Annotated in this window: 18 protein-coding genes; 11 read left to right on the top strand and 7 right to left on the bottom strand. The window is 55.3% G+C overall.

What is annotated here, in order from left to right; translation table 11 throughout:
- Positions 1–35: 35 nt before the first annotated feature.
- From BTJ39_RS17365 to BTJ39_RS17350, 4 genes are all read right to left on the bottom strand, one after another.
- Positions 36–989, bottom strand: coding sequence for a D-ribose ABC transporter substrate-binding protein (locus BTJ39_RS17365; RefSeq protein ID WP_078003951.1), 954 nt, complete (start codon positions 987–989; stop codon positions 36–38).
- Positions 990–1066: 77 nt separating this feature from the next.
- Entirely contained in the window at positions 1067–2119 is a 1053-nt protein-coding gene (locus tag BTJ39_RS17360; RefSeq protein WP_078003950.1) for an ABC transporter permease, read from the bottom strand.
- 26 nt (positions 2120–2145) lie between these two features.
- Entirely contained in the window at positions 2146–3684 is a 1539-nt protein-coding gene (locus tag BTJ39_RS17355) for a sugar ABC transporter ATP-binding protein (RefSeq protein WP_078003949.1), read from the bottom strand.
- Complete coding sequence (locus BTJ39_RS17350; RefSeq protein WP_078003948.1) at positions 3681–4334, bottom strand: DUF2291 family protein; 654 nt, start codon at positions 4332–4334, stop codon at positions 3681–3683. The genes BTJ39_RS17355 and BTJ39_RS17350 overlap by 4 nt, the downstream gene beginning before the upstream one ends.
- 641 nt (positions 4335–4975) lie before the next feature.
- Between BTJ39_RS17350 and BTJ39_RS17345 the strand changes: the two genes are divergently transcribed.
- The 4 genes from BTJ39_RS17345 (at position 4976) to BTJ39_RS17330 (ending at position 10131) form a co-directional block, all read left to right on the top strand.
- Positions 4976–6541, top strand: a complete 1566-nt coding sequence (locus BTJ39_RS17345; protein ID WP_078003947.1) for an FGGY-family carbohydrate kinase — start codon at positions 4976–4978, stop codon at positions 6539–6541.
- 40 nt (positions 6542–6581) lie between these two features.
- Positions 6582–8117 (top strand): glycerol-3-phosphate dehydrogenase, encoded by a 1536-nt coding sequence (locus tag BTJ39_RS17340; protein ID WP_078003946.1) that lies wholly within the window; start codon positions 6582–6584, stop codon positions 8115–8117.
- 13 nt (positions 8118–8130) lie between these two features.
- On the top strand, positions 8131–9063 hold the full coding sequence (locus tag BTJ39_RS17335) for a sugar phosphate isomerase/epimerase family protein (RefSeq protein ID WP_078003945.1): 933 nt from the start codon (positions 8131–8133) through the stop codon (positions 9061–9063).
- A gap of 108 nt (positions 9064–9171) precedes the next feature.
- Positions 9172–10131 (top strand): sugar-binding transcriptional regulator, encoded by a 960-nt coding sequence (locus BTJ39_RS17330; protein WP_078003944.1) that lies wholly within the window; start codon positions 9172–9174, stop codon positions 10129–10131.
- A gap of 26 nt (positions 10132–10157) precedes the next feature.
- Here the strand turns inward: BTJ39_RS17330 and BTJ39_RS17325 are convergent, their stop codons facing one another.
- A complete protein-coding gene (locus BTJ39_RS17325) occupies positions 10158–10616 on the bottom strand; it encodes a GNAT family N-acetyltransferase (protein WP_078003943.1) in 459 nt (152 codons plus the stop codon).
- A gap of 252 nt (positions 10617–10868) precedes the next feature.
- The gene (locus BTJ39_RS17320; RefSeq protein ID WP_078003942.1) at positions 10869–11600 is read right to left on the bottom strand and encodes an SDR family NAD(P)-dependent oxidoreductase; all 732 of its coding nucleotides are present in this window, start codon (positions 11598–11600) and stop codon (positions 10869–10871) included.
- Positions 11601–11700: 100 nt separating this feature from the next.
- Here BTJ39_RS17320 and BTJ39_RS17315 point away from each other — a divergent pair, with 100 nt between their 5' ends.
- Positions 11701–12081, top strand: coding sequence for a winged helix-turn-helix transcriptional regulator (locus BTJ39_RS17315; RefSeq protein ID WP_078003941.1), 381 nt, complete (start codon positions 11701–11703; stop codon positions 12079–12081).
- Between the two features lie 279 nt (positions 12082–12360).
- Here the strand turns inward: BTJ39_RS17315 and BTJ39_RS17310 are convergent, their stop codons facing one another.
- On the bottom strand, positions 12361–12825 hold the full coding sequence (locus BTJ39_RS17310) for a winged helix-turn-helix domain-containing protein (protein WP_078003940.1): 465 nt from the start codon (positions 12823–12825) through the stop codon (positions 12361–12363).
- 1088 nt (positions 12826–13913) lie between these two features.
- Between BTJ39_RS17310 and BTJ39_RS24625 the strand changes: the two genes are divergently transcribed.
- The 6 genes from BTJ39_RS24625 to BTJ39_RS17285 all read left to right on the top strand — a co-directional run bounded on the left by BTJ39_RS24625 (position 13914) and on the right by BTJ39_RS17285 (position 19287).
- Positions 13914–14141 (top strand): hypothetical protein, encoded by a 228-nt coding sequence (locus tag BTJ39_RS24625; protein ID WP_139356372.1) that lies wholly within the window; start codon positions 13914–13916, stop codon positions 14139–14141.
- Positions 14102–14446 (top strand): helix-turn-helix domain-containing protein, encoded by a 345-nt coding sequence (locus BTJ39_RS25440; protein WP_422386047.1) that lies wholly within the window; start codon positions 14102–14104, stop codon positions 14444–14446. The genes BTJ39_RS24625 and BTJ39_RS25440 overlap by 40 nt, the downstream gene beginning before the upstream one ends.
- 104 nt (positions 14447–14550) lie before the next feature.
- Positions 14551–15309, top strand: a complete 759-nt coding sequence (locus BTJ39_RS17300; protein WP_078003938.1) for a fimbria/pilus periplasmic chaperone — start codon at positions 14551–14553, stop codon at positions 15307–15309.
- A 212-nt stretch (positions 15310–15521) separates the two neighbouring features.
- On the top strand, positions 15522–18140 hold the full coding sequence (locus BTJ39_RS17295; protein WP_078003937.1) for a fimbria/pilus outer membrane usher protein: 2619 nt from the start codon (positions 15522–15524) through the stop codon (positions 18138–18140).
- Complete coding sequence (gene afaD / locus BTJ39_RS17290) at positions 18137–18586, top strand: AfaD family invasin (RefSeq protein WP_078003936.1); 450 nt, start codon at positions 18137–18139, stop codon at positions 18584–18586. Before BTJ39_RS17295 ends, afaD begins: the two co-directional genes overlap by 4 nt.
- A 32-nt stretch (positions 18587–18618) precedes the next feature.
- Positions 18619–19287: a hypothetical protein gene (locus tag BTJ39_RS17285; protein ID WP_241825937.1), complete on the top strand. Its 669-nt coding sequence runs from the start codon at positions 18619–18621 to the stop codon at positions 19285–19287.
- Positions 19288–19897: the final 610 nt, after the last annotated feature.

Here is a 19897-nt window from a genome sequence, read left to right as displayed (position 1 = left end):
CGGCGAGGGAGCTGGCCCCCGCCGCGCGCGCGCATTTACTCAGAAAGCGTAAAGGCTGAGGTGTATTTGCTGGCGTTATCTTTGGTGATCAGCTTGCAGTCAAATAGCTGTTTTTCCGACTGCGCACCGGTTTTACCGGTTTTGATAAAGCTGTCTGCCTGCTGAACGGCTTTCACCGAAAATTCAGACACCGGCTGCATAATGGTGTAGGCCAGTTCGCCTGATTTCACCGCATCAACCGCATCCGGCGAGCCGTCAAAAGCGCCAACAACGACGTTTTTCAGCTTACCGGCCTGCTTCAGCGCCGCAACGGCACCAAGCGCCATTTCATCGTTGCCGCTGATCACCCCTTTGATATCCGGATGGGCCTGCAGTAAAGACTGCATTTTGTTGTTGCCCTGGGTACGGTCCCAGTTAGCGACTTCTTTGCCCACCTGCTTCAGGTCCGGATACTGAGACAGCACGGTATCGTAGCCGTTAGCGCGCGTCGCCGCGTTGTTATCGGAAGGTGAGCCCAGCAGCTCAACATAATTACCGCTGTCGCCAACCGCTTTCACCCACTGCATAGCACCCAGCGCGGCACCCTGCGCGTTGTTGGAGACCAGCTGCGCTTTCGCCAGGCCGCTTTGGTTAAGCTCGGCGTTGATCACAATCACCGGAATGCCTGCCGCGATGGCTTTTTTCACCGAACCGATAGAGCCGTCGGCGTTGGCCGGGTCAAGAATAATCGCTTTCGATTTGTTGGTAATCGCGGTATCAATCAGCTGGCTTTCAGTGTTGGTATCGCCTTTGTGGGCGCCGACGATGGCGGTATAGCCCAGCTTCTCTGCTTCTTTTTTCGCTACCATACCTTCGGTAAACCAGTACGGGTTTGACGGATCGTTGACAATGATAGTCATCAGTCCGTTATTCGCCCATGCCGGAGCGGCAAGGGTAGTGATGAGAGCGGTGGCCGCCACCATCAGAAAGCGTTTGCTGTTGGTGAACATGGTATTTCTCCATTTATCGTTGTATAGGGTCGGACAGAGTTGGCACAGGCGCCGGATAACCCTCCGGCGCAGGGGAGTTACTTCGATCGTTTACCGTACTGCAAGGTATTGAGCAGCACCGCCAGCACGATAACCGCACCGGTGAACACCGTCTGCCAGTAGGCTGAGACGCCGATAATCACCAGTCCGTCAGAGAGAAAGCCGATAACAAAAGCGCCAAGCAGCGTGCCGCGCACGTTGCCGCGCCCGCCGGTGAGCGCCGCGCCGCCGATCACCACCGCTGCGATAGCGGTCAGTTCATAGGTGGTGCCAGCCGTTGGACCTGCGGAGGTAAGCTGAGATGAGAGCACCAGTCCCGCCAGCGCGGCACAGATGCCAGACAGCACGTAAACGCTGACTTTAACGCGCTTAACCGGCACGCCGGAGAGATCGGCGGCGCGCTCGTTGCCGCCGGATGCGTACAGCCAGCGGCCGAATGCGCTGCGGCTGAGCATAAAGCCAACGGCCAGTGCGATGACGGCGAGGATCAGTACGCCAATGGGAATACCCAGAATGCGGTTAAAACCCAGCCAGTCGAAACCGGTATTGCCCAGCTCAGGGCTGCCGGACAGCTTGTTATAGGTCAGACCATCGGTCATCAACAGGGCGACGCCGCGAGCAACGTACAGCGAGCCAAGGGTGGCAACGAAGGCCGGCACGCGGAAGAACGCAACCAGCACGCCGTTAACCAGACCTACCAGCGCGCCGAGCGCCAGCGTCAATATAACTACCGCCCACAGCGGGAAGTAGAGGATAACCCCGAACGCTTGCAGGTTAACGCCTTGCATCAGAAACCCGGCAAACACTCCGGCCAGCCCCAACGTCGAACCGACCGAAAGATCGATGCCGCCGTTGAGGATCACCAGCAGCATGCCGATGGCCGGCAGGCCGAAGATCGCAACGTGCGACGCCATGATCAGGAAGTTATTGGTGTTGAAATAGTTCGCCGACAGAAATGAAAACACGGCGATGATAACGATCAGGGCAAAAAACGCTCTGCCTTCCAGCAGCAGTCTGGCGAGGTTAATACCAGACCCCGGGCGGCGCGCCGTGGCGTTACCTGACTGCAGGGTGTGGGTTTTATTGTTCATAACAGGCTCCAATATCAATCTGGATCTCAGGCCACGAGGGATTCGCCAGAAGCGGCCATAATGCGTTCTTTGGTTACGTTGGCGTCGAAAATCGCTGAAATCCGCCCTTTGTGCATCACAATAATGCGATGCGCGACGCTCAGGCATTCGCTGACTTCCGAGGTGGAGAACACCACGGCCAGGCCTTTACGGGCGTTTTCCGCCAGCAGACGGAAAACCTCGGCTTTGGCACCAATGTCGATACCGCGGCTGGGTTCATCCAGCAGGATGACGTTTGGCTGGGTAGCCAGCATTTTGCCGATTACCACCTTTTGCTGATTACCGCCGGAGAGTGAGCCTATCGCCGCTTCGCCGCCGGCGGTTTTTACCGTCACGTTACGGATAGCGTCTTTCACCAGCTGTTTTTCCCGTTTGGGCACCATCACCATGGCGCGGATAAACTCGCTGATGCTTGCCAGCGTCAGGTTTTCTCCTACTGACATGGTTTGCACCAGACCGTCGCGCTGCCGATCTTCCGGCACCAGCGCCAGCCCGCTCTCAATGCGGTCAGCGATGCTCAGCCCGGCGATGGAGGTGCCGCGTAGCAGAATTTCGCCCTCTCTGGCGTGCAGGCGTCCGGCGATGCATTCCATCAGCTCGGTGCGTCCGGCGCCCATCAAACCGTAAATACAGACGATTTCGCCGGCCCTGACCGACAGCGAAAGGTTATCGACAACGCGAATGCCGGCCGGGTTGGTCACCGTCAGATCGCTGACCTCCAGCGCCACGTCGCCCATTTCATAGCCATCCGGCGGTGAGCCAAGGTCAAAGTGATCGCCAACCATGTTGCGTACGATCCACGGCAGATCGATGTCGCTGCGCGGCGCGCTGGCGGTCATCGCGCCATCGCGCAATACGACGGCGTGATCGGTAATTTCCAGCGCTTCTTCCAGGTGGTGTGAGATATAAACAATCGCCACGCCGCGCGCGGTCAGGTCGCGGATAATTTTGAACAGGACTTCCACCTCGGCGGCGCTGAGCGCGGACGTGGGTTCATCCATAATTAAGATGCGGGCGTTGACTGACAGGGCGCGGGCGATCTCAATCACCTGCTGCTGGCCGAGACGCAGCGATTCTACCGGCGTCAGCGGATCGATCTCCTCTTCCAGTTCGGTCATCAGCTCACGCGCCTGGCGCTCTTCTTCAGCGAAGTCAACGCCGCTGCCATTCATGATTTCACGGCCGATAAAGATGTTATCGCGCACGTTCATGTTAAGCGCGAGATTCAGCTCCTGGTGAATAATGGCGATGCCGCAGGCCCGGGCATCGTTAGTTGAATGAAACGTGCGCTGTTCTCCCTCAAGCAGGATCTCGCCGGAGCTTGGCTGGATAACCCCGGAGAGGATCTTCATCAGCGTTGACTTACCGGCACCGTTTTCGCCAAAAAGCGTGGTGACCTGCCCGCGACGGATGTCAAAGTTGACGCCTTTCAGCGCATGGGTCGAGCCATATACTTTGCTGACGTTACGCGCCGACAATATAACTTCGCCGATGCGCTCGCTGTTTTTCAGCTGAACGTTACTCATTTTACCTCCAGACTGACGGGGGTAATAAGCCAGTTAGTCGGCGTTAACAGACGAAACACGCCGGTGCCTTTAAGCTCTTTTCCCGTCAGACTCTCCCCCTTCAGCGGTTCCAGTACGCTGGCTTTCATCGCCCGGTTAATTGCCGAACCGGCGTTCTGGTATTCGATCTGGTTTTTGAAATCGCCGAACTGAATTGAACCCGTTGCGTCGCGCAGATCGGTGCCGTTGATCGCCGGCCCGGTTTGTATCCGTACGTGGACCTCTTGCGGTAGTCCGGCGACTTTCAGCGTACAGAAGCCGCTTTTGCACTCACCGCCGGTGGCGCTAAAGGAGACGGAGAACACCGGCATTGGCGAACCAACGCCATATTGCTTTGTCGCCGCCTGCTGGTCAGCTTTCAGTGCGTCATACAGTTTGCTGGCTTCAACGGCACGTCCCTCAACGCTTTTCTTTATTTCCGGGAAGGTACGGCTGCCATAGCTATCCGGCGAGAAACCTTGTTCGGCAACGTTTTCTGCCGAGCCGACCTTCACCACTTTGGTATCCAGAGCAATGGCAGCCAACACAACCAGCGTGACAACAGCGGCGATCGCCACCCGTTTGCGGGTTCGTGCGTTGACCTGCACCGTTAAAGCTGACGCAGTATTCATAGTGCTGACCTCGTTATAACGCTACAGGGCCGATTACATGCTGTTAGCTGCGGGAGCCGGAATTATCCGGACAGCGCTCCGTTGCCGCAGGCAGACGGACCTCAGAGATTGTGAATTTAATGTGTTATAAATGTGATAACTAGTGAGATGAAAAATGTTATATAACCTGGCGCTTGTCAACATGGGGTAAGGCTTTTTTTTCAGGAGTCGATCTGGATCTCTCTTCTGTGCATTTTTTTATCACTGGCGCGATTTTTTAACCGGAAAACAGGCCGTTATCAGTGAGGATTTTTATGCGATAAAAAAACGAATTATTAATTTTAAGTTATTGATTTGTATTTTTATTTGTTGGGTGGTTAGTGACGGGAAACCGTTTTGTTTTGGCCGTTACGGGCAGGGATGCCTGGCGCAGATTTAACCCGCGACAAGGGCGCTGTTTTGCTAACAAAATGTGATCCGATCCGATTTACTGAAAGAAATTTATTATCACTATAGAAAAAAAATACACTTTTAATGTTAACTGTGTGATAGAGGTAAGCGCCCCTGGTTACCGTTGATGATTAACAATACTAATACACAGGTATAACAAATGATCCTCTCCACCTGCCGTCATGAGTTTTGCCCGCTGAGCGGAGGCCTCCATGGATAATCGCGATATTATTATCGGCATTGACGCTGGAACTTCAGTGGTCAAAGCGGTGGCTTTCGATCTGCAGGGCCAGCAGTTGGGAACCGGCGCGGTACGCAATCATTATCACAGCGGCCCCGACGGTTCGGCCCAGCAGGATATGGCGCGGACCTGGCGCGACTGCGTGCGTGCCATTCGCCTGCTGGCGCTGGACGTTGCCAATCTTGCGCAGCGCACCGCGGCGCTGGCGGTTACCGCCCAGGGTGATGGCAGCTGGCTGGTGGGGAAAAATAATCAGCCGGTCAGCGATGCCTGGATCTGGCTGGATGGCCGTGCCGCGCCGACCGTGCAGGCATTAAGCGCCTCGCCGCAGGCGCGCGCCCGCTTTGAAGCGACCGGCACCGGCCTTAATACCTGCCAGCAAGGCGCGCAGCTGGCACATATGTCCCGGCACTATCCCGATTTGCTGCAACGCGCGGAAGTGGCGTTGCACTGTAAAGATTGGCTGTATCTGAATCTGACTGGCGTACGCGCTACCGATCCCTCCGAGGCCAGCTTCACCTTTGGTAACTTTCGCCATCGCCATTATGACGATCGGGTGATTGATGCGCTGGGGCTAAGCGCCCATCGTCGCCTGCTGCCGGAAATCATCGAGGGAACGCAGACGGTTCATCCTTTAACGACCGAAGCGGCGCACGCCACCGGCTTATATGAAGGAACGCCGGTCTGCCTTGGCTACGTGGATATGGTAATGACCGCCCTCGGCGCCGGCGTTCATACCGGTGAAGAGAATACGGGTTGTTCGATTGTTGGTTCGACCGGCGTCCATATGCGCGCGGTGTCCGCAGAACAGGTCTGGCTTAACCAGGAGCAGACCGGCTATGTGATCGCGCTGCCGCTGCCTGGCATGGTGACCCAGGTGCAGACCAATATGGCGGCAACTCTCAACCTTGATTGGGCATTGCAGATGGCGGAATCGCTGATTAATGACTTTGGCGGTCAGGTCGATCACGGCAAGCTGGTCAGTCATATCGATCGCTGGCTAAGCGAAGCCCGGCCGGACTCATTGTTATTCCATCCCTATATATCCGAAGCCGGAGAGCGCGGTCCCTTTGTTAATGCCGACGCGCGCGCCAGCTTTATTGGTCTGAACCCCCGCCATGGATTTGCCGATCTGCTACGCGCCGTTATTGAAGGCATCGGCCTGGCGGCGCGCGATTGCTATCAGGCGATGGGCGAGGTTCCCCGTGAAATCCGACTCTCCGGCGGCGCCGGACGCTCTGCCCGCCTGCGGGAGATTTTTGCCGCAGCGCTGGGCGCGCCGGTGCGCGTCAACGTGCGCGAAGAGGCGGGCGCCGCCGGCGCGGCAATGATGGCGGCGGTCGCCATTGGCGCCTATGCGGATATGGAAAGCTGCATCGACAGCTGGGTCACGCCGCTGCTGGGAAGCTGCGAACAGCCGGATGCGCTGCAACAGGCCCGCTTTACCGCGCTGTATGACAGCTACCGCCAGGCGCGTACGCTGCTGCCGCCGGTGTGGAGCGGGTTGCATGATGTACGTAAACGCTTTGAATCCTGATGTAACACAGGGCGGGATAAAAGCCCGTGAGGAGTAGACCATGAGTGAAGCACCACTGCTGGACCTGTTTGTGATTGGCGGCGGCATTAACGGCGCAGGTATCGCGCGCGATGCGGCTGGCCGGGGTCTGAGTGTGATGATGTGTGAAAAAGACGATCTGGCGCAGGGAACCTCTTCCCGCTCCGGGAAGCTTATCCACGGCGGCCTGCGCTACCTGGAGTATTATGAGTTTCGCCTGGTGCGCGAGGCGCTGATCGAGCGCGAGGTGCTGCTGAATTCGGCCTGTCATATTATCTGGCCGATGCGCTTTGTGTTACCCCATAGCCCGCAGGACCGGCCCGCCTGGCTGGTGCGTCTGGGGCTGTTTCTGTATGACCATCTTGGCGGGCGTAAAAAGTTGCCCGGCACCCGCGCTCTGAATTTGCAGCGCGATCCGGAAGGGGCGCCGCTGCTGGATAGCTATACGCGCGGCTTTGAATATTCAGACTGCTGGGTAGACGATGCGCGACTGGTTACGCTCAACGCGCTGGATGCGGCGGAACGCGGCGCGACCATTCTGACCCGCACCCGCTGTCAGGCGGCGGTTCGCCATTCGGATCACTGGGAAATCATCCTGCACGATGTCGTACAAGACAGTACGCGTACGGTGAAAGCGAAGGCGCTGATTAACGCCGCCGGCCCCTGGGTGCTGGATATTATTCATAACGTGACTCACACCCAGAGCAGCCGTAAGGTACGCCTGGTGAAAGGCTCGCATATTATCGTGCCGAAATTCTGGGAAGGGCAGCAGGCTTATCTGGTGCAAAACCATGACAAGCGGGTGATCTTTATTAACCCCTATGAAGGGGATAAAGCGCTGATTGGCACGACTGACATCGCCTGGGACGGCGCGGCGGAAGATGTGATGGCCGAGGATAACGAAATCCAGTATCTGATGGACGCGGTTAATCGCTACTTTAAGGTAAAGCTGACCGCAGACGATATTATCACCAGCTTTTCCGGCGTACGCCCGCTGTTTGATGATGGCAAGGGGAATCCCTCGGCGGTAACGCGCGACTATCTGTTTGACCTCGACAGTAAAGGCGGCGCGCCGCTGCTGCACGTTTTCGGCGGTAAAATCACCACGTTCCGTAAGCTGGCGGAGCACGCATTACAGCGTCTGGCAAACTACTTTCCGCAGATGGGCGCTGACTGGACGCGCGATGCCGTGCTGCCCGGCGGCGATATCGCCGATGCCGATTTTGAAAACTTTAACCAGCACCTGAAAATGCAATATCCGTGGCTGCCGCGCGCGCTGCGCAAACACTATGGGCGTTTATACGGTACCCGCTGCCGGGCGCTGCTGGGCGAAGCGCAGCAGCTCAGCGAGCTTGGTCGTCACTTTGGCGGCCAGCTTTACGAAGCGGAAGTGCGCTATCTGGTCAGCCATGAGTGGGCGCAGCAGGCGGAGGATATTCTTACTCGTCGCACCAAGCATGGATTGCACCTCAGCGATGAACAGCGCCAGCAGTTTAACGCCTGGTTTAACGCCCAGTTTAGCAGTGACGCGGCGTTAAAATTGGCCAGTGCGCAATAGGGAGGGTGACAATATGGCGCTGACGCTCTCGCTGAACACCAATCCGCTGGTTAATCGCTTTGCCGAGCCTGAAGACTTAATTACCACCGTGGCGCGCAGCATCCGCATTCGCGATTTGCAGCTGACGCACGAGTTTATTAATCCCGGCTGGCCGGCGCCGTTGATCCGCAGCATGACCCGGCGGATGAACGCGGCACTGGTGCAAACCGGCGTGCGCGTCACCTCCGGTATGACCGGCCCTTACGGCCGGCTGAATCACTTCGGTCATCCTGATGCCGATGTGCGGCGCTACTATGTCGACTGGTTTAAAACTTTCGCCGATATCACCGCCGAACTGGGGGGCAAATCGGTGGGATCGCAGTTCGCCATTTTTACCTGGCAGGATTTTGACCAGCCGACGCGACGTGAAGCGCTGATCGAACGCGCAATCGAATGTTGGGCCGAGGTGGCTGAACATGCCAAATCCGCTGGCCTTGACTATCTGTTCTGGGAGCCGATGAGCGTTGCGCGCGAATTTGGTGCCACCATTGAAAGCTGCCTGCAACTGCAGCAGCGGCTGAGCGCGGCGCAGATGGCGATCCCTATGTGGATGATGGCGGATATCGATCACGGCGATGTCACCTCGACGAATCCGCAGGATTACGATCCCTACGCCTGGGCCGCTGCCGTACCGCAATATTCGCCGATTATACATATTAAGCAGAGCATGCTGGATAAAGGGGGCCATCGGCCGTTCACCGCCGAATATAATGCCAACGGGCGCATTCAGCCTGCGCCGCTGCTGGAGGCGTTTAAACGCGGCGGTGCGGTTGATAATGAAATCTGTCTTGAACTCAGCTTCAAAGAGCGCGAACCCAGCGACCGCCGGGTAGTCGAGGATATTGCCGAAAGCGTGGCCTTCTGGCAGCCGTGGATTGATACCGGCCTCGAAGATTTGCATCTGTGAGGCTGGACATCATTCAGCGAAACGGTAAGGTACTTGAAAATTATCGGTGCAGTGATGTGTTATCCGCCGGGGCAGATTCACCTTTTCAGGCCGCAAAGGGAGTGAGCAATGAAACAGCCAGTGACGTCGACTGAAACCGAGGACTCGTTGGCGCTGCGCGCCGCCTGGCTGCACTACGTTGGTGGCCTGACGCAGGCGGAAGTGGCGAAGCGGCTGGGGCTGCCTTCGGTCAAAACTCACCGCATGATAGCCAGAGTGGTGGCCGAAGGGGCGGTAAAAGTCAGCATTGATGGCGACATTGTCGAATGCCTTGAACTTGAGGAGCGGCTGCGCGAGCGTTTCGGTCTGAGCTTTTGTCAGGTTGCGCCGGATTTAGCTGAAAGTGGTTTGCCCGTCCGGGCGCTCGGCATGGCCGGCGCCGCCTTTTTGCGCGCTCAGCTGCTGGCCGATCCGCAGGGGGTAATCGGCCTGGGCCACGGCCGTACGCTGGCGGCGATGATCCATCAGATGCCGCGCACCGACGCGCGCAACGTGCGCTTTGTTTCACTGCTCGGCTGCCTGACTCGCAGCTATGCGCTCAATCCCCACGATGTTATGCACCGCATTGCCGATAAGACCGGCGCCACTGCCTATATCATGCCGGTGCCGTTTTTTGCCAATACCCAGCAGGATAAACAGGTACTGCTGGCGCAAAGCGGGGTGAGTGAAGTGTTCGCCATGGCCGAGCGGGCGCCGCTAAAACTGGTCGGCATCGGCGGCGTCGAACCTGCCGCGCAGCTGGTGGAAGCCGGCATGCTGCAGGAAGATGAAATCCGCGACATCTCGGCTTCAGGCGGCGTCGGGGAGATCCTCGGCCACTTCGTGGATAAAAAAGGCTATCTGGTTAATACCCAGCTTACCTCTCGCACTCTGGCGGTGTCGCTGGACCCTAACCGCAAGCAGCGCATCGTGGCTATCGCTGGTGGTAGCGGCAAGATTGAAGCGATCCGCGCGGTGCTGTGCGGCGGCATTCTTCATGGTTTGATCACCGATGAGCTGACCGCAACGGCGCTGCTGGCGGCTGAGTAAGCGATGCCCCTGGCGGTCGGTTCATCTCAGTCGGCTTTTTTCAGCTGATAAATATCCGGCCGGGTGATGGTCCAGGCATAGTCAGGGCGATTGATCGGTTGATAGCCAAACTTCTGGTACAGCCAGGGCGCGGTGGTGGTAAACAGCAGCATCCGACGCAGCTTTTCACACACCGGGTGCGCCTGGCAGCAGGCAACCAGCCAGCGGCCTAATCCCTCTCCCTGATACTTTTCCAATACGTAAACGTCGCACAGATAGGCAAAGGTAGCGTAATCGGTAACAAAGCGGGCAAAGCCGATCTGCTGAGCGCCGTCAAACAGGCCGAAATTAAGGCTATTGGCGATGGCAAGCTGCACGGTTTCCAGGTCGATTCCTGCCGCCCAGCTCGATCGGGTGAGATAGCGGTGGATTGCCGCAACGTCCTGCTGCGCGACGTCGGTGGTAATCAGAAAACGGTCTTTATGCCATTGAAGCGCAGTGTGCATGGTGTTGTTATCCTGCCGGCTGTTTTCAGCATAATGCCTTAAACAGCCGGTTCGGACTATGGCTGGCGGGCGTTATTATGGGATTGATTGCGCCGCATCATACCGCCGTCGATCTACAACCCGGCGATGAGAGCAAAGCGGCTTACAACATCAGGCCGGACTCATGGCATCAGACCTGCGTCATACCGCCGTTGATGTACAACCCGGCGATGAGAGCAAAGCGGCTAACAACCTCGGGCCAGACTCATGGCATCAGACCTGCGTCATGCCGCCGTCGACGCAGAGCTCGCCGCCAGCGATAAAGCTGCTTTCATCGCTGGCGAGAAACAGCGCGGCGTTGGCGACTTCGCTCGCTTTGCCCATACGCCCGGCGGGAATGCGGCTAACGATGGCCTCGCGCATTTCATCGGACACTGAAGCGAACATGGCCGTATCAATTGGTCCTGGCGCGACGACGTTAATCCTGATACCGCGCGCGGCAAGCTCACTGGTCCAACTGCGGGCAAAAGAGCGCAACGCGGCTTTTGTCGCGCCGTAAACGCCATAGCCTGGCGTGCCGATGCTGGCGGCGATCGAGCCGATTAGCACCACGCTGGCGCCCGGTTTTAGCAGCGGCAGAGCGGCCTGCAGCGCAAACAGCGGCGAGCGCACGTTGAGGCTGAAATGACGGTCGAAGTCCTCTGGCGAGACGCTTTCCAGCGTGGCGTATTCTGACATCCCGGCGTTGATAACCAGAACGTCCAGCCGGCCGTGCTGCTGATCAACCTGCGCCATTAGCTGCTCTAAGGCCTGCGGCTGCTCAAGCTCCGCCTGCAGCGGATGACCGCGATCGCCAATCTGCTGGCGGGCAAGTTGCAGATCCTGCGCGTTTCTGCTGGTAAACCAGGTGGTAGCGCCTTCGGCGGCAAAGCGGCTGGATATCGCCAGTCCAATGCCTTTGGCGCCGCCCAGCACCAGGGCAATTTTATTCTCAAGTCTGCTCATAATTCGCTTTCCAAAAAGAGTGGAAACCAGATGATATAAATTTTATATTTAATATCAATTACGCACTTTGTTTATATCAGATATCGGAGAATATATCGCTATGGCGAATATGCAGCCTAATAATTTGAAAGATATAGGAAAAACCAGGATGGTGCTGGAAAACATTACCAATAAATGGTCAGTATTAATCCTGACCGTGCTCTGCACCCAGCCCGCGCGCTTTAACGAAATCCGCCGTCGGCTGGACGGTATCACCCACAAAGCGCTTGCCGATGCATTAAAGCGGCTGGAGCGAAACGGTTTAATATTGCGTGAGGTGCTGCCGACAACCCCGGTTGGCGTTGAGTACCGTATTACCGAACTCGGTCATTCGCTGCGCCAGCCGTTTGAAGCGCTCTATCACTGGGCGCTGGTGCGTGGGCCTGAGCTGGAAGAGGCGCAGTGCGATTATGATCGGCGTCGGGCAGAAGAAATAGCTTGAAACGTGGCGCTGAATGTTATCGACGTGCGCGCCACCAGCGGCGATGGCGTGGCAAAAAATCACCTGGCAGATAAGCCAGCATAAGTCCGGTGGGCGGGGAAGCGCTTAATACTGCCCAGCCAGACTATTTTTCAATATTCTCAGATCGGATAAAGACGCTGTATGTAGTTTTTAAAAGTAAATCTGTCATGCTTTTTTAGTTATAAAGGGTCAGACATAGACATTAAACTTATGCCTGAAGCGCTGGGAATTAACCAGCATGTTATATCATTGTGAAATTTATTTTTGTAAAGACAATATATAATCGAGAAAGTACGAATAAATTTTCATTGCCTCTTCTTTGCTGCGCTTTTCCTGGCTATCAGGCGCGCCGGGGAGCAACGCGCTTCTTAAGGTTTGCCCGGTTGCCTCTCGTGAAAGCACTGATAAATCCAGGATAATGCCATGCCGGTGAACGGTCCTGATAATGTCAGGCGGTATGTTGTTATGCGCCATCAGTTTTCTGCACTGATGTATCAGCTGATGATAATTATTATCATTGATATAGCGATGCTTATCGACCCAGATTTTTTCAATTAGATCGTTTTTTCGTGTTACTCCATTTTTAAGATAAAACAAAAAACGGCATTGGAGGGTCGAAAGCTGAATGTCAGTCTTCAGATGCTTAAAGAAAATTAAGTTATTGTTGACATCCAGACGAATCACATCGTCCTCAATGCAGAAATAATCTTTAGATAACAACATTATATGGCCCGGTTAAATTAATGAACGATACAAGGTGCTAAAGGATTTTCACCTACCTGACTTCCTCAAGTAATGCTTTTAGCTAGCAAAATTTAGCTGGCAATCGGAATAAAAATTTTGTGTCCGCCATAAAGTCTTATTTTCTACAGAGTCTCCATGGTTAGTGTGATTTTTCTAATTGTAAGTGGAAAAGTGGTATTTATTTCTAAAAATTTTACAAAATGTAACGTAAACCAAAGTTAAATAGCTGAAATGTACCCTCATTAATTTAATTACTACAGCTTTAATTTTGATGTAACCAATTGAAATTTAATGACTTATTTTGCTGGGGTTATTTTTAACTAATTTGATGTAGTTTGTGTATCCCGGTATTTTCCCATTTTTATTAAGAAATATATTAACGGGAGTTATTATCACTGGGTGACGGAATATCCTGATAAAAGCTATCGCCTATCAGTCTGATAGTGGGTAGTTATCAAAAAAATTTCTTGCCGGTTTAATTATCGGCATCGGGTATGGATATGGACTCGTTTTGCATTTTCGAGCCGTCAGGCTGGAGACTATTGTTTGATGACTGGCGTATCAACTACGTCGAATTAACCAATATAGCGCTAAGGGAGATCGGTATCAGCAGTAGCGTTGCAATATCAAACCCGGAGAAAAATTTTTAGTAATCCGCAGTCAAAGCCATCGTGGCCGGCCGGCATAAACGTATTTTCAGGTCTTATGCTGGAAAGGAATTAAGAATTTTCGGCTATAAAAAATCCTGTGGAACATTCTCATTGCTAAATGAGGAGTTGTTGAGAACTTAAATATTTTATTGAGTAATAAGGAGTTAGGCTACGTGCAAAAGCGGCAGAGTATTGCCTCAATGGTTCTGAATAGCATTAAAGCTAATGCTATTCGTTAGTGGTGGGAATATTCCTGGTTTTATAAACCTACTCTCTTACAAGATTTCTTATTTTCCTTATTTTTCTTATTGATATCTTGTTAAGTTTAATTTCCGAATGTTATAAATACATCTATGAATTGCAGGGGTATTGTCCGCCGTCACTAATTATTCTGAGTGCGGGAAGTGAGGGATTAAAATGGGCAAATATGTCATCAGTGACGATGTTTTTTACCGGGAAGGGCTAAGAGCCTGTGGCTTCAGCCACTATTCAGAACGCGGCGCTTTAGTTCGCCATGGCGATGTATTTATTGTTAAGTTGGCCTGTACTGAACTTTTAAAAAAAAACTTTATGCTCTGCTGGAAAATAGCAGTTGCGATGTTCTGGTGCTTACCCAGCTATCAAGCGGAATTTATGAGCCGTTAAGTTGTAAAAGCGGTATTACATTTATACCGCCGCTGTCTTTTGTCTTTTTACTGGACCTTATTGTTGCTCTTAAAGGGTGCGTGCCGGTAATTAAAAGCGCAGGCAGTCTGTCGCAAGATGAACGCCGGGTTATCAGCCTGCTGTCAGCAGGTTTTAATTTTAGTCATATTGCGACCGCGCTCAATATTTCGCAAAAGACCGTGTACTCGATAAAAGACCGGGCGCTGACAAAACTCAGTATTTCGCCATATGAGAATATGGCGACGGCGGTGCGTGCGGCAGATATTATTAGTAATTTTTGCTGAGCGAAGAGTTTGGAAATAACATAAATAAATATTGATAAGTCAATTATCAACTGGCCCATTATATTTTCAGGAAATAACAGAGTCTCTGTTGTTAATGTATTTGTATGAACATAAATAAATTCTTTAACGTTGCTTTGCTATCCGCGTTTATAACTCTGCCTCCCGCGACGGCTTTTGCCAGCATGGATAGCGCGACCCAGTCATTCTCCGTCAGGTTGGGAGCCAGCCGCATTATTTTTGACCCGGCAACCAGCGCCACGACGCTGACCGTTATTAATCCGCAGGACTACCCGATGCTGGTGCAGTCGGAGCTGCTGAACGAGGATATGAAAAGCAAGGCGCCGTTTGTGGTCACCCCGCCGCTGATGCGCCTGGACGGCCAACAGTCAAGCCGCCTGCGCATTGTTCGCACCGGTGGTAGCTTTGCCGCTGACCGTGAGACCTTGCACTGGCTGTGCGTGAAGGGGATACCGCCTAAAGCCGGCGATGCATGGGCCAAAGACAACGCGAACAAGACTGACGCGAAAGATAAAGTGTCGCTGAACGTGCAGCTCTCAATTAACAACTGCATCAAGCTGCTGGTACGGCCGGCGGCGGTTAAGGGGCATCCCGACGAGATGATGGCAAAGCTGCGCTTTGAGCGCAGCGGCGGCCGGTTACGGGCCGTTAACGACTCGCCGTTTTATATGAATATTTCCTCGCTCAAGGTAAGCGGCGTGGCGGTAAAAGATATCAGCTACGTCGCGCCCTTTTCCGCACATGAATTCAGCCTGCCCGCCGGTACCACCGGCGCCCGGGTGGAATGGAAAGTGGTTAATGATTACGGTGGGGAAAGCGGGCCCTATCAGAGCAACATTAAATAAGTCGTTTTTATTATTGCGGTGAAATAAACGATATTCCGTGGCGGATAATAGACCGTGATATCTGAAATAGCGTCATGGTAATTCGGTAAGTAATTATCTAAATAATATAAATTGCACGGCATCTTATATATTCGCTTTGGTCAACAGGCATGCCGTTTATTTTCTGGCATCGGCGGGGCGTTCCCTTTTTTTAAGGTTTACCGGGTTCTGATATGCGTACTACGTTCAAATATTCATTGCTGGCGCTGGCCTGCGCTGGCCTGCATGCTCCCGCAGCACACGCCGATAGCTGGAGCTTTGACCCGTCGATGCTCAACGGCGGCGGGCGTAGCGCCGATATTGCCATATTTGAGCAGGGCGGCCAGCTGCCGGGTATCTATCTGGTTGACATTCTGCTCAACGGCGAGCGGGTGGATAACAGAGAGATGGTGTTTCACCAGGCAAAGGACGCGGACGGCAGGCCGGAGCTGAAGACCTGCCTGACCCGGGCGCAGTTGACGCGCTATGGCGTCAGGGTGGAGGCTTACCCGCAGCTTTTCCCTGCTGATGCAGGAGAGGTTGGCAGCGATGCGGCGCAGTGCGCCCGGCTGTCCGCCATCCCGCAGGCGAAGGAGATCTTCGCGTTTAACAGCCAGCGGCTGCTGCTCAGTATTCCCCAGGTAGCGCTGCGTCCTAAGCTGCAGGGGATTGCGCCTCAGGAGCTGTGGGACGACGGTATTCCGGCATTTTTGCTCAACTACCGCGCCAATGCCGCTCGTTCTGAATCTCGCGGATACGGCAGCGCGGCCAGCGAAGCGCTGTATGCGCAGCTTGAGCCGGGGGTGAACCTCGGGCCGTGGCGGCTGCGTAATCTGACAACCTGGCAAAAGCAGGGGCGGGCAGAGGGAAAATGGCAAACCGCCTGGACCTACGCCGAACGCGGCCTGTATCAGCAGAAAAGCCGGCTGACGCTGGGTGACCGCTACACCTCGTCAGAGGTTTTTGACAGCGTGCCGTTTCGTGGCGTGATGCTGGCTTCAGATGATCTGATGGTGCCTTTTAACCAGCGTGAATTTGCGCCGGTGGTACGCGGCATCGCTCGTAGCCAGGCGCGGATTGAGGTCCGGCAAAACGGTTACATCATTTATACCACCACCGTGGCGCCGGGAGCCTTTGCCCTGACCGATCTACCGCTGTCCGGCAGCGGCGGCGACCTGCAGGTCCGGGTGACTGAGACTGACGGCAGCGCGCAGCTATTCACCGTGCCGGCCACCACCCCGGCGATTGCGCTGCGTGAAGGCTACCTGAAATACGGACTGATGGCCGGGCGTTACCGGCCGGCAGATGCCGGCACAAAAGAGTCCGGCGTGGCGCAGGCAACCGTCATGTACGGCTTGCCCTGGGGGCTGACGGCTTACGGCGGCCTGCAGGGAGCGGAGAATTATCAGGCCGCCACGCTGGGGCTGGGCGCCTCTCTGGGCTATGCGGGCGCGATTTCCGTCGATGGCATTCAGTCGCAGGGGCAGACGCGGGGGCAGGATACCCATCGCGGGCAGAGCTGGCGGCTGCGCTACAGCAAAACGTTTGAAGCCACCGGTACCGGTTTTTCGCTGGCCAGCTACCAGTATGCTTCATCGGGGTTCAAAAGCCTGTCTGAGGTGCTGGACAGCTATCGCGGTAAGGCGAGCGATTTCCGCTATCAGGAGGGCGACCGCGACCAGCGAAGATCCCGCACCACCCTGGCGCTCAGCCAGTCACTCGGCGCGCTGGGCTATATCAGCCTGAGCGGCAGCCGGGAAAACTACTGGCAGCGGTCGCAACACCGCGACGAGCTGACCGCTTCCTGGGGGAGTGGTTACCGGAGCGCGTCATGGTCACTCAATCTGACGCAGCGCCAGCGCCAGACAGCGGCCTCCAGCGGCCAGCGCGAGAGTAAAAATGAGCAGGAGATCAGCCTGTGGCTCAGCCTGCCGCTGGACCGCTGGCTGGGCGGAAACACCCGCGCCAGCTGGCAGACGCTGAGCGGCAGCGGTCGCGATACCCAGCACGAACTGGGGCTGAACGGCGACGCGCTGGATCGCCGGCTGAACTGGGACGTTCGTGAACGCATGACGCCGGGCAGCCGCTACGCTGACCGCAGCAGCAGCCTGCTGAATCTGACCTGGCATGGCACCTATGGCGAGCTGAAGGGCGGCTACGGCTACAGCCGGAGCAGCCGGCAGATGAACGCCGGAGTAGCCGGCGGGATGGTCATTCATCGCCACGGCGTTACCGCCGGTCAGCCGCAGGGGCAGACTCTTGCTCTGATAGAGGCACCGGGCGCGGCGGGCGTTTCGGCCGGCGGCTGGCCGGGGGTAAGAACCGACTGGCGCGGCTATACCACGCTGGGTTACCTGAGTCCGTACCAGGAGAACACGGTGACGTTAGACCCGACCACGCTGCCGCCGGATGCGGAGATACCGCAAACCGACAGCCGGGTGGTGCCAACGGCCGGGGCGGTGATACCCGCCACCTTCGTCACCCGCACCGGTGGCCGGGCGCTGATTACCCTGACCCGGGCGAACGGCCAGCCGGTGCCCTACGGCGCGCTGGTGACGTTGGATGGCGAAGCGCGCAGCCGCAGCGGTGCGGGCATTGTTGGCGATAACGGCGAGGTTTATCTCAGCGGTCTGCCGCAGAAAGGCAGCCTGCTGGCCGTCTGGGGCGACGACAGCCGCTGTCGGGCGGATTACCAGCTGCCGGCGGAAAAAGGCCTGGCCGGTGTATACAGCCTACGGGCCGACTGCAGCGTAAATGCCAGCGTTAACGCAGAGCGCCCGGCGGCGGCGACAGAACAAGGTGAAACAAAATGACAAACATGACAATTCAGCAGCTGCTGCTGACGGCCACCATGCTGGCCGCAGCACTGCTCACCCCCCACGCGCGCGCCGCAGACCCAGAGGTGAGCTTAACGATGCGTTCACCGCAGGATAACCGCCTGCGCGACGGCGGTCTTATCGGCAGTATCCGGGTCACGTATCGGGAACCGCATACGGAGTTCCAGGTATGGCTTGAGGCGGAGAAAAGCGCTACGGCGGCAGACAGGTATGTGCTGACCGGAAAAAACGACGCCAGGAATAACCTGAAGATCAGGCTGACCGGAGAGGGCTGGACAGCGAACGCTAACGACGGCCAGAGCGGGCTCACACGGCAGACGACAGATGAGCAGGTGAGCGTAAATATCGTGGTAGATGGTAACCAGGAGACGGCGCCAGATGAGTACGTGATTACGGCTAACGCGGTGGCCATCGTACCTTAAACGCCCGGAACAGACAGTGCGAAAAGAAAGTCATGACGATTTTTGCAGGGTGCCGTAAGACGGCGCTCTGCAGGAAAAGCCCCGGTTTCGGGGCAATGATAGGCGGCTGGTTCACGGTAGCAGCAATGCCTGCCCGAGCTGGCCAAACAACGGTAAAAACATTAACTGATAACAAAGGGAATGAAATAATGCGTATGAATAAACTGATTCTGGCTACGGTATTAGCCACCATTAGCGCCCAGAGCATGGCGGCACTGACTTCTCACGGCACGGCTACCACGAGTATTGTCCTGAACGCCGGCGCTGACTGGAGTATCCGGAAAGGCGTGGATGCGGAAGGCACCCTGGGTTCGGGCAACGTGTACACTAATGATGATATCCTTAATCACAAACCAACCATTATTATCAAAAACGGAACGGCCACTGCCGGTACTTATTACATCCGGGGAGCCGGCGCGTCTCTGGCAAGCGATGGGACAATCCGTTGGTATAACGATGCAGACAATAGCAAAGTTGCTAGGTTTCCTGCACCTGGCACAGCATTGGGAGGCACATGGAATGGCGAGGAGTCAGCCTATAAATCAAACGCCGAACTTGCTGCTGGTGCGGAAAAAACATTTGAATTAACCATGCTCGATGGCGCAGTCGTCGAACCGGGTACCTGGAATATGACTCTTGAGTTGTTCACCAAAACACCGTAAGACCTCGGTCTGAAAGCCAGTGCTCCTGTTCTCTGGCGCCGTAATATATCGAGCAGGCTGGTATTGCATTTGCTAGCCAGCCCGGAACGAAATAACGGCATTCAGTCTGGTCTATTGGCCCGTAGGGATACGCCCTGACAGACAGCCCGGATGAGATAGTTTTCAGGCTCATCCGGGTGTGGATTAACCCTGTAAATTTGGGTGATTCATGTTAAGCGGCGTTAAAGGGGACGTTGGGGAGATACTGGCGGAGTTCGACTTTGTAAAGCACAGCCCATCGTAATTATGTACCGTTACGGCGGGCTGTTTTTTTACGCAATCTCACCAGCATAGATTATAATTTTTGCCCGTTACTGACAGCAGTAACCTATTTACCCGCCAAACCATCCCGTCTTTGCAGTAACGGCGCTATCATCGTCAGCGGTCATATTTTTACGTTAACAACAGAAGCCGTTGACCTATGACAGGGCAAGGCTGGCAAACTGATCTTACCCACCATTAGTGGACACGCGACTAAGTGAGTAAACTCTCAACCAGAGGTAGCTCACATGACAAAATCCGTATCAACCAGTAAGAACCCCCGTAAGCAGCATTCGCCTGAATTCCGCGA

Origin of the sequence: Izhakiella australiensis (assembly GCF_002006995.1) — a bacterium.
In the GTDB taxonomy this organism is placed as follows: domain Bacteria; phylum Pseudomonadota; class Gammaproteobacteria; order Enterobacterales; family Enterobacteriaceae; genus Izhakiella; species Izhakiella australiensis.
The sequence above is the reverse complement of the archived record's forward strand: the minus strand, read 5'-3'. Positions and strand labels throughout refer to the sequence as shown.

Coding starts and splice junctions, on each gene's coding strand:
- BTJ39_RS17365 (WP_078003951.1), bottom strand. CDS start 989: ATGTTCACCAACAGCAAACGCTTTCTGATGGTGGCGGCCACCGCTCTC.
- BTJ39_RS17360 (WP_078003950.1), bottom strand. CDS start 2,119: ATGAACAATAAAACCCACACCCTGCAGTCAGGTAACGCCACGGCGCGC.
- BTJ39_RS17355 (WP_078003949.1), bottom strand. CDS start 3,684: ATGAGTAACGTTCAGCTGAAAAACAGCGAGCGCATCGGCGAAGTTATA.
- BTJ39_RS17350 (WP_078003948.1), bottom strand. CDS start 4,334: ATGAATACTGCGTCAGCTTTAACGGTGCAGGTCAACGCACGAACCCGC.
- BTJ39_RS17345 (WP_078003947.1), top strand. CDS start 4,976: ATGGATAATCGCGATATTATTATCGGCATTGACGCTGGAACTTCAGTG.
- BTJ39_RS17340 (WP_078003946.1), top strand. CDS start 6,582: ATGAGTGAAGCACCACTGCTGGACCTGTTTGTGATTGGCGGCGGCATT.
- BTJ39_RS17335 (WP_078003945.1), top strand. CDS start 8,131: ATGGCGCTGACGCTCTCGCTGAACACCAATCCGCTGGTTAATCGCTTT.
- BTJ39_RS17330 (WP_078003944.1), top strand. CDS start 9,172: ATGAAACAGCCAGTGACGTCGACTGAAACCGAGGACTCGTTGGCGCTG.
- BTJ39_RS17325 (WP_078003943.1), bottom strand. CDS start 10,616: ATGCACACTGCGCTTCAATGGCATAAAGACCGTTTTCTGATTACCACC.
- BTJ39_RS17320 (WP_078003942.1), bottom strand. CDS start 11,600: ATGAGCAGACTTGAGAATAAAATTGCCCTGGTGCTGGGCGGCGCCAAA.
- BTJ39_RS17315 (WP_078003941.1), top strand. CDS start 11,701: ATGGCGAATATGCAGCCTAATAATTTGAAAGATATAGGAAAAACCAGG.
- BTJ39_RS17310 (WP_078003940.1), bottom strand. CDS start 12,825: ATGTTGTTATCTAAAGATTATTTCTGCATTGAGGACGATGTGATTCGT.
- BTJ39_RS24625 (WP_139356372.1), top strand. CDS start 13,914: ATGGGCAAATATGTCATCAGTGACGATGTTTTTTACCGGGAAGGGCTA.
- BTJ39_RS17300 (WP_078003938.1), top strand. CDS start 14,551: ATGAACATAAATAAATTCTTTAACGTTGCTTTGCTATCCGCGTTTATA.
- BTJ39_RS17295 (WP_078003937.1), top strand. CDS start 15,522: ATGCGTACTACGTTCAAATATTCATTGCTGGCGCTGGCCTGCGCTGGC.
- afaD (WP_078003936.1), top strand. CDS start 18,137: ATGACAAACATGACAATTCAGCAGCTGCTGCTGACGGCCACCATGCTG.
- BTJ39_RS17285 (WP_241825937.1), top strand. CDS start 18,619: ATGACGATTTTTGCAGGGTGCCGTAAGACGGCGCTCTGCAGGAAAAGC.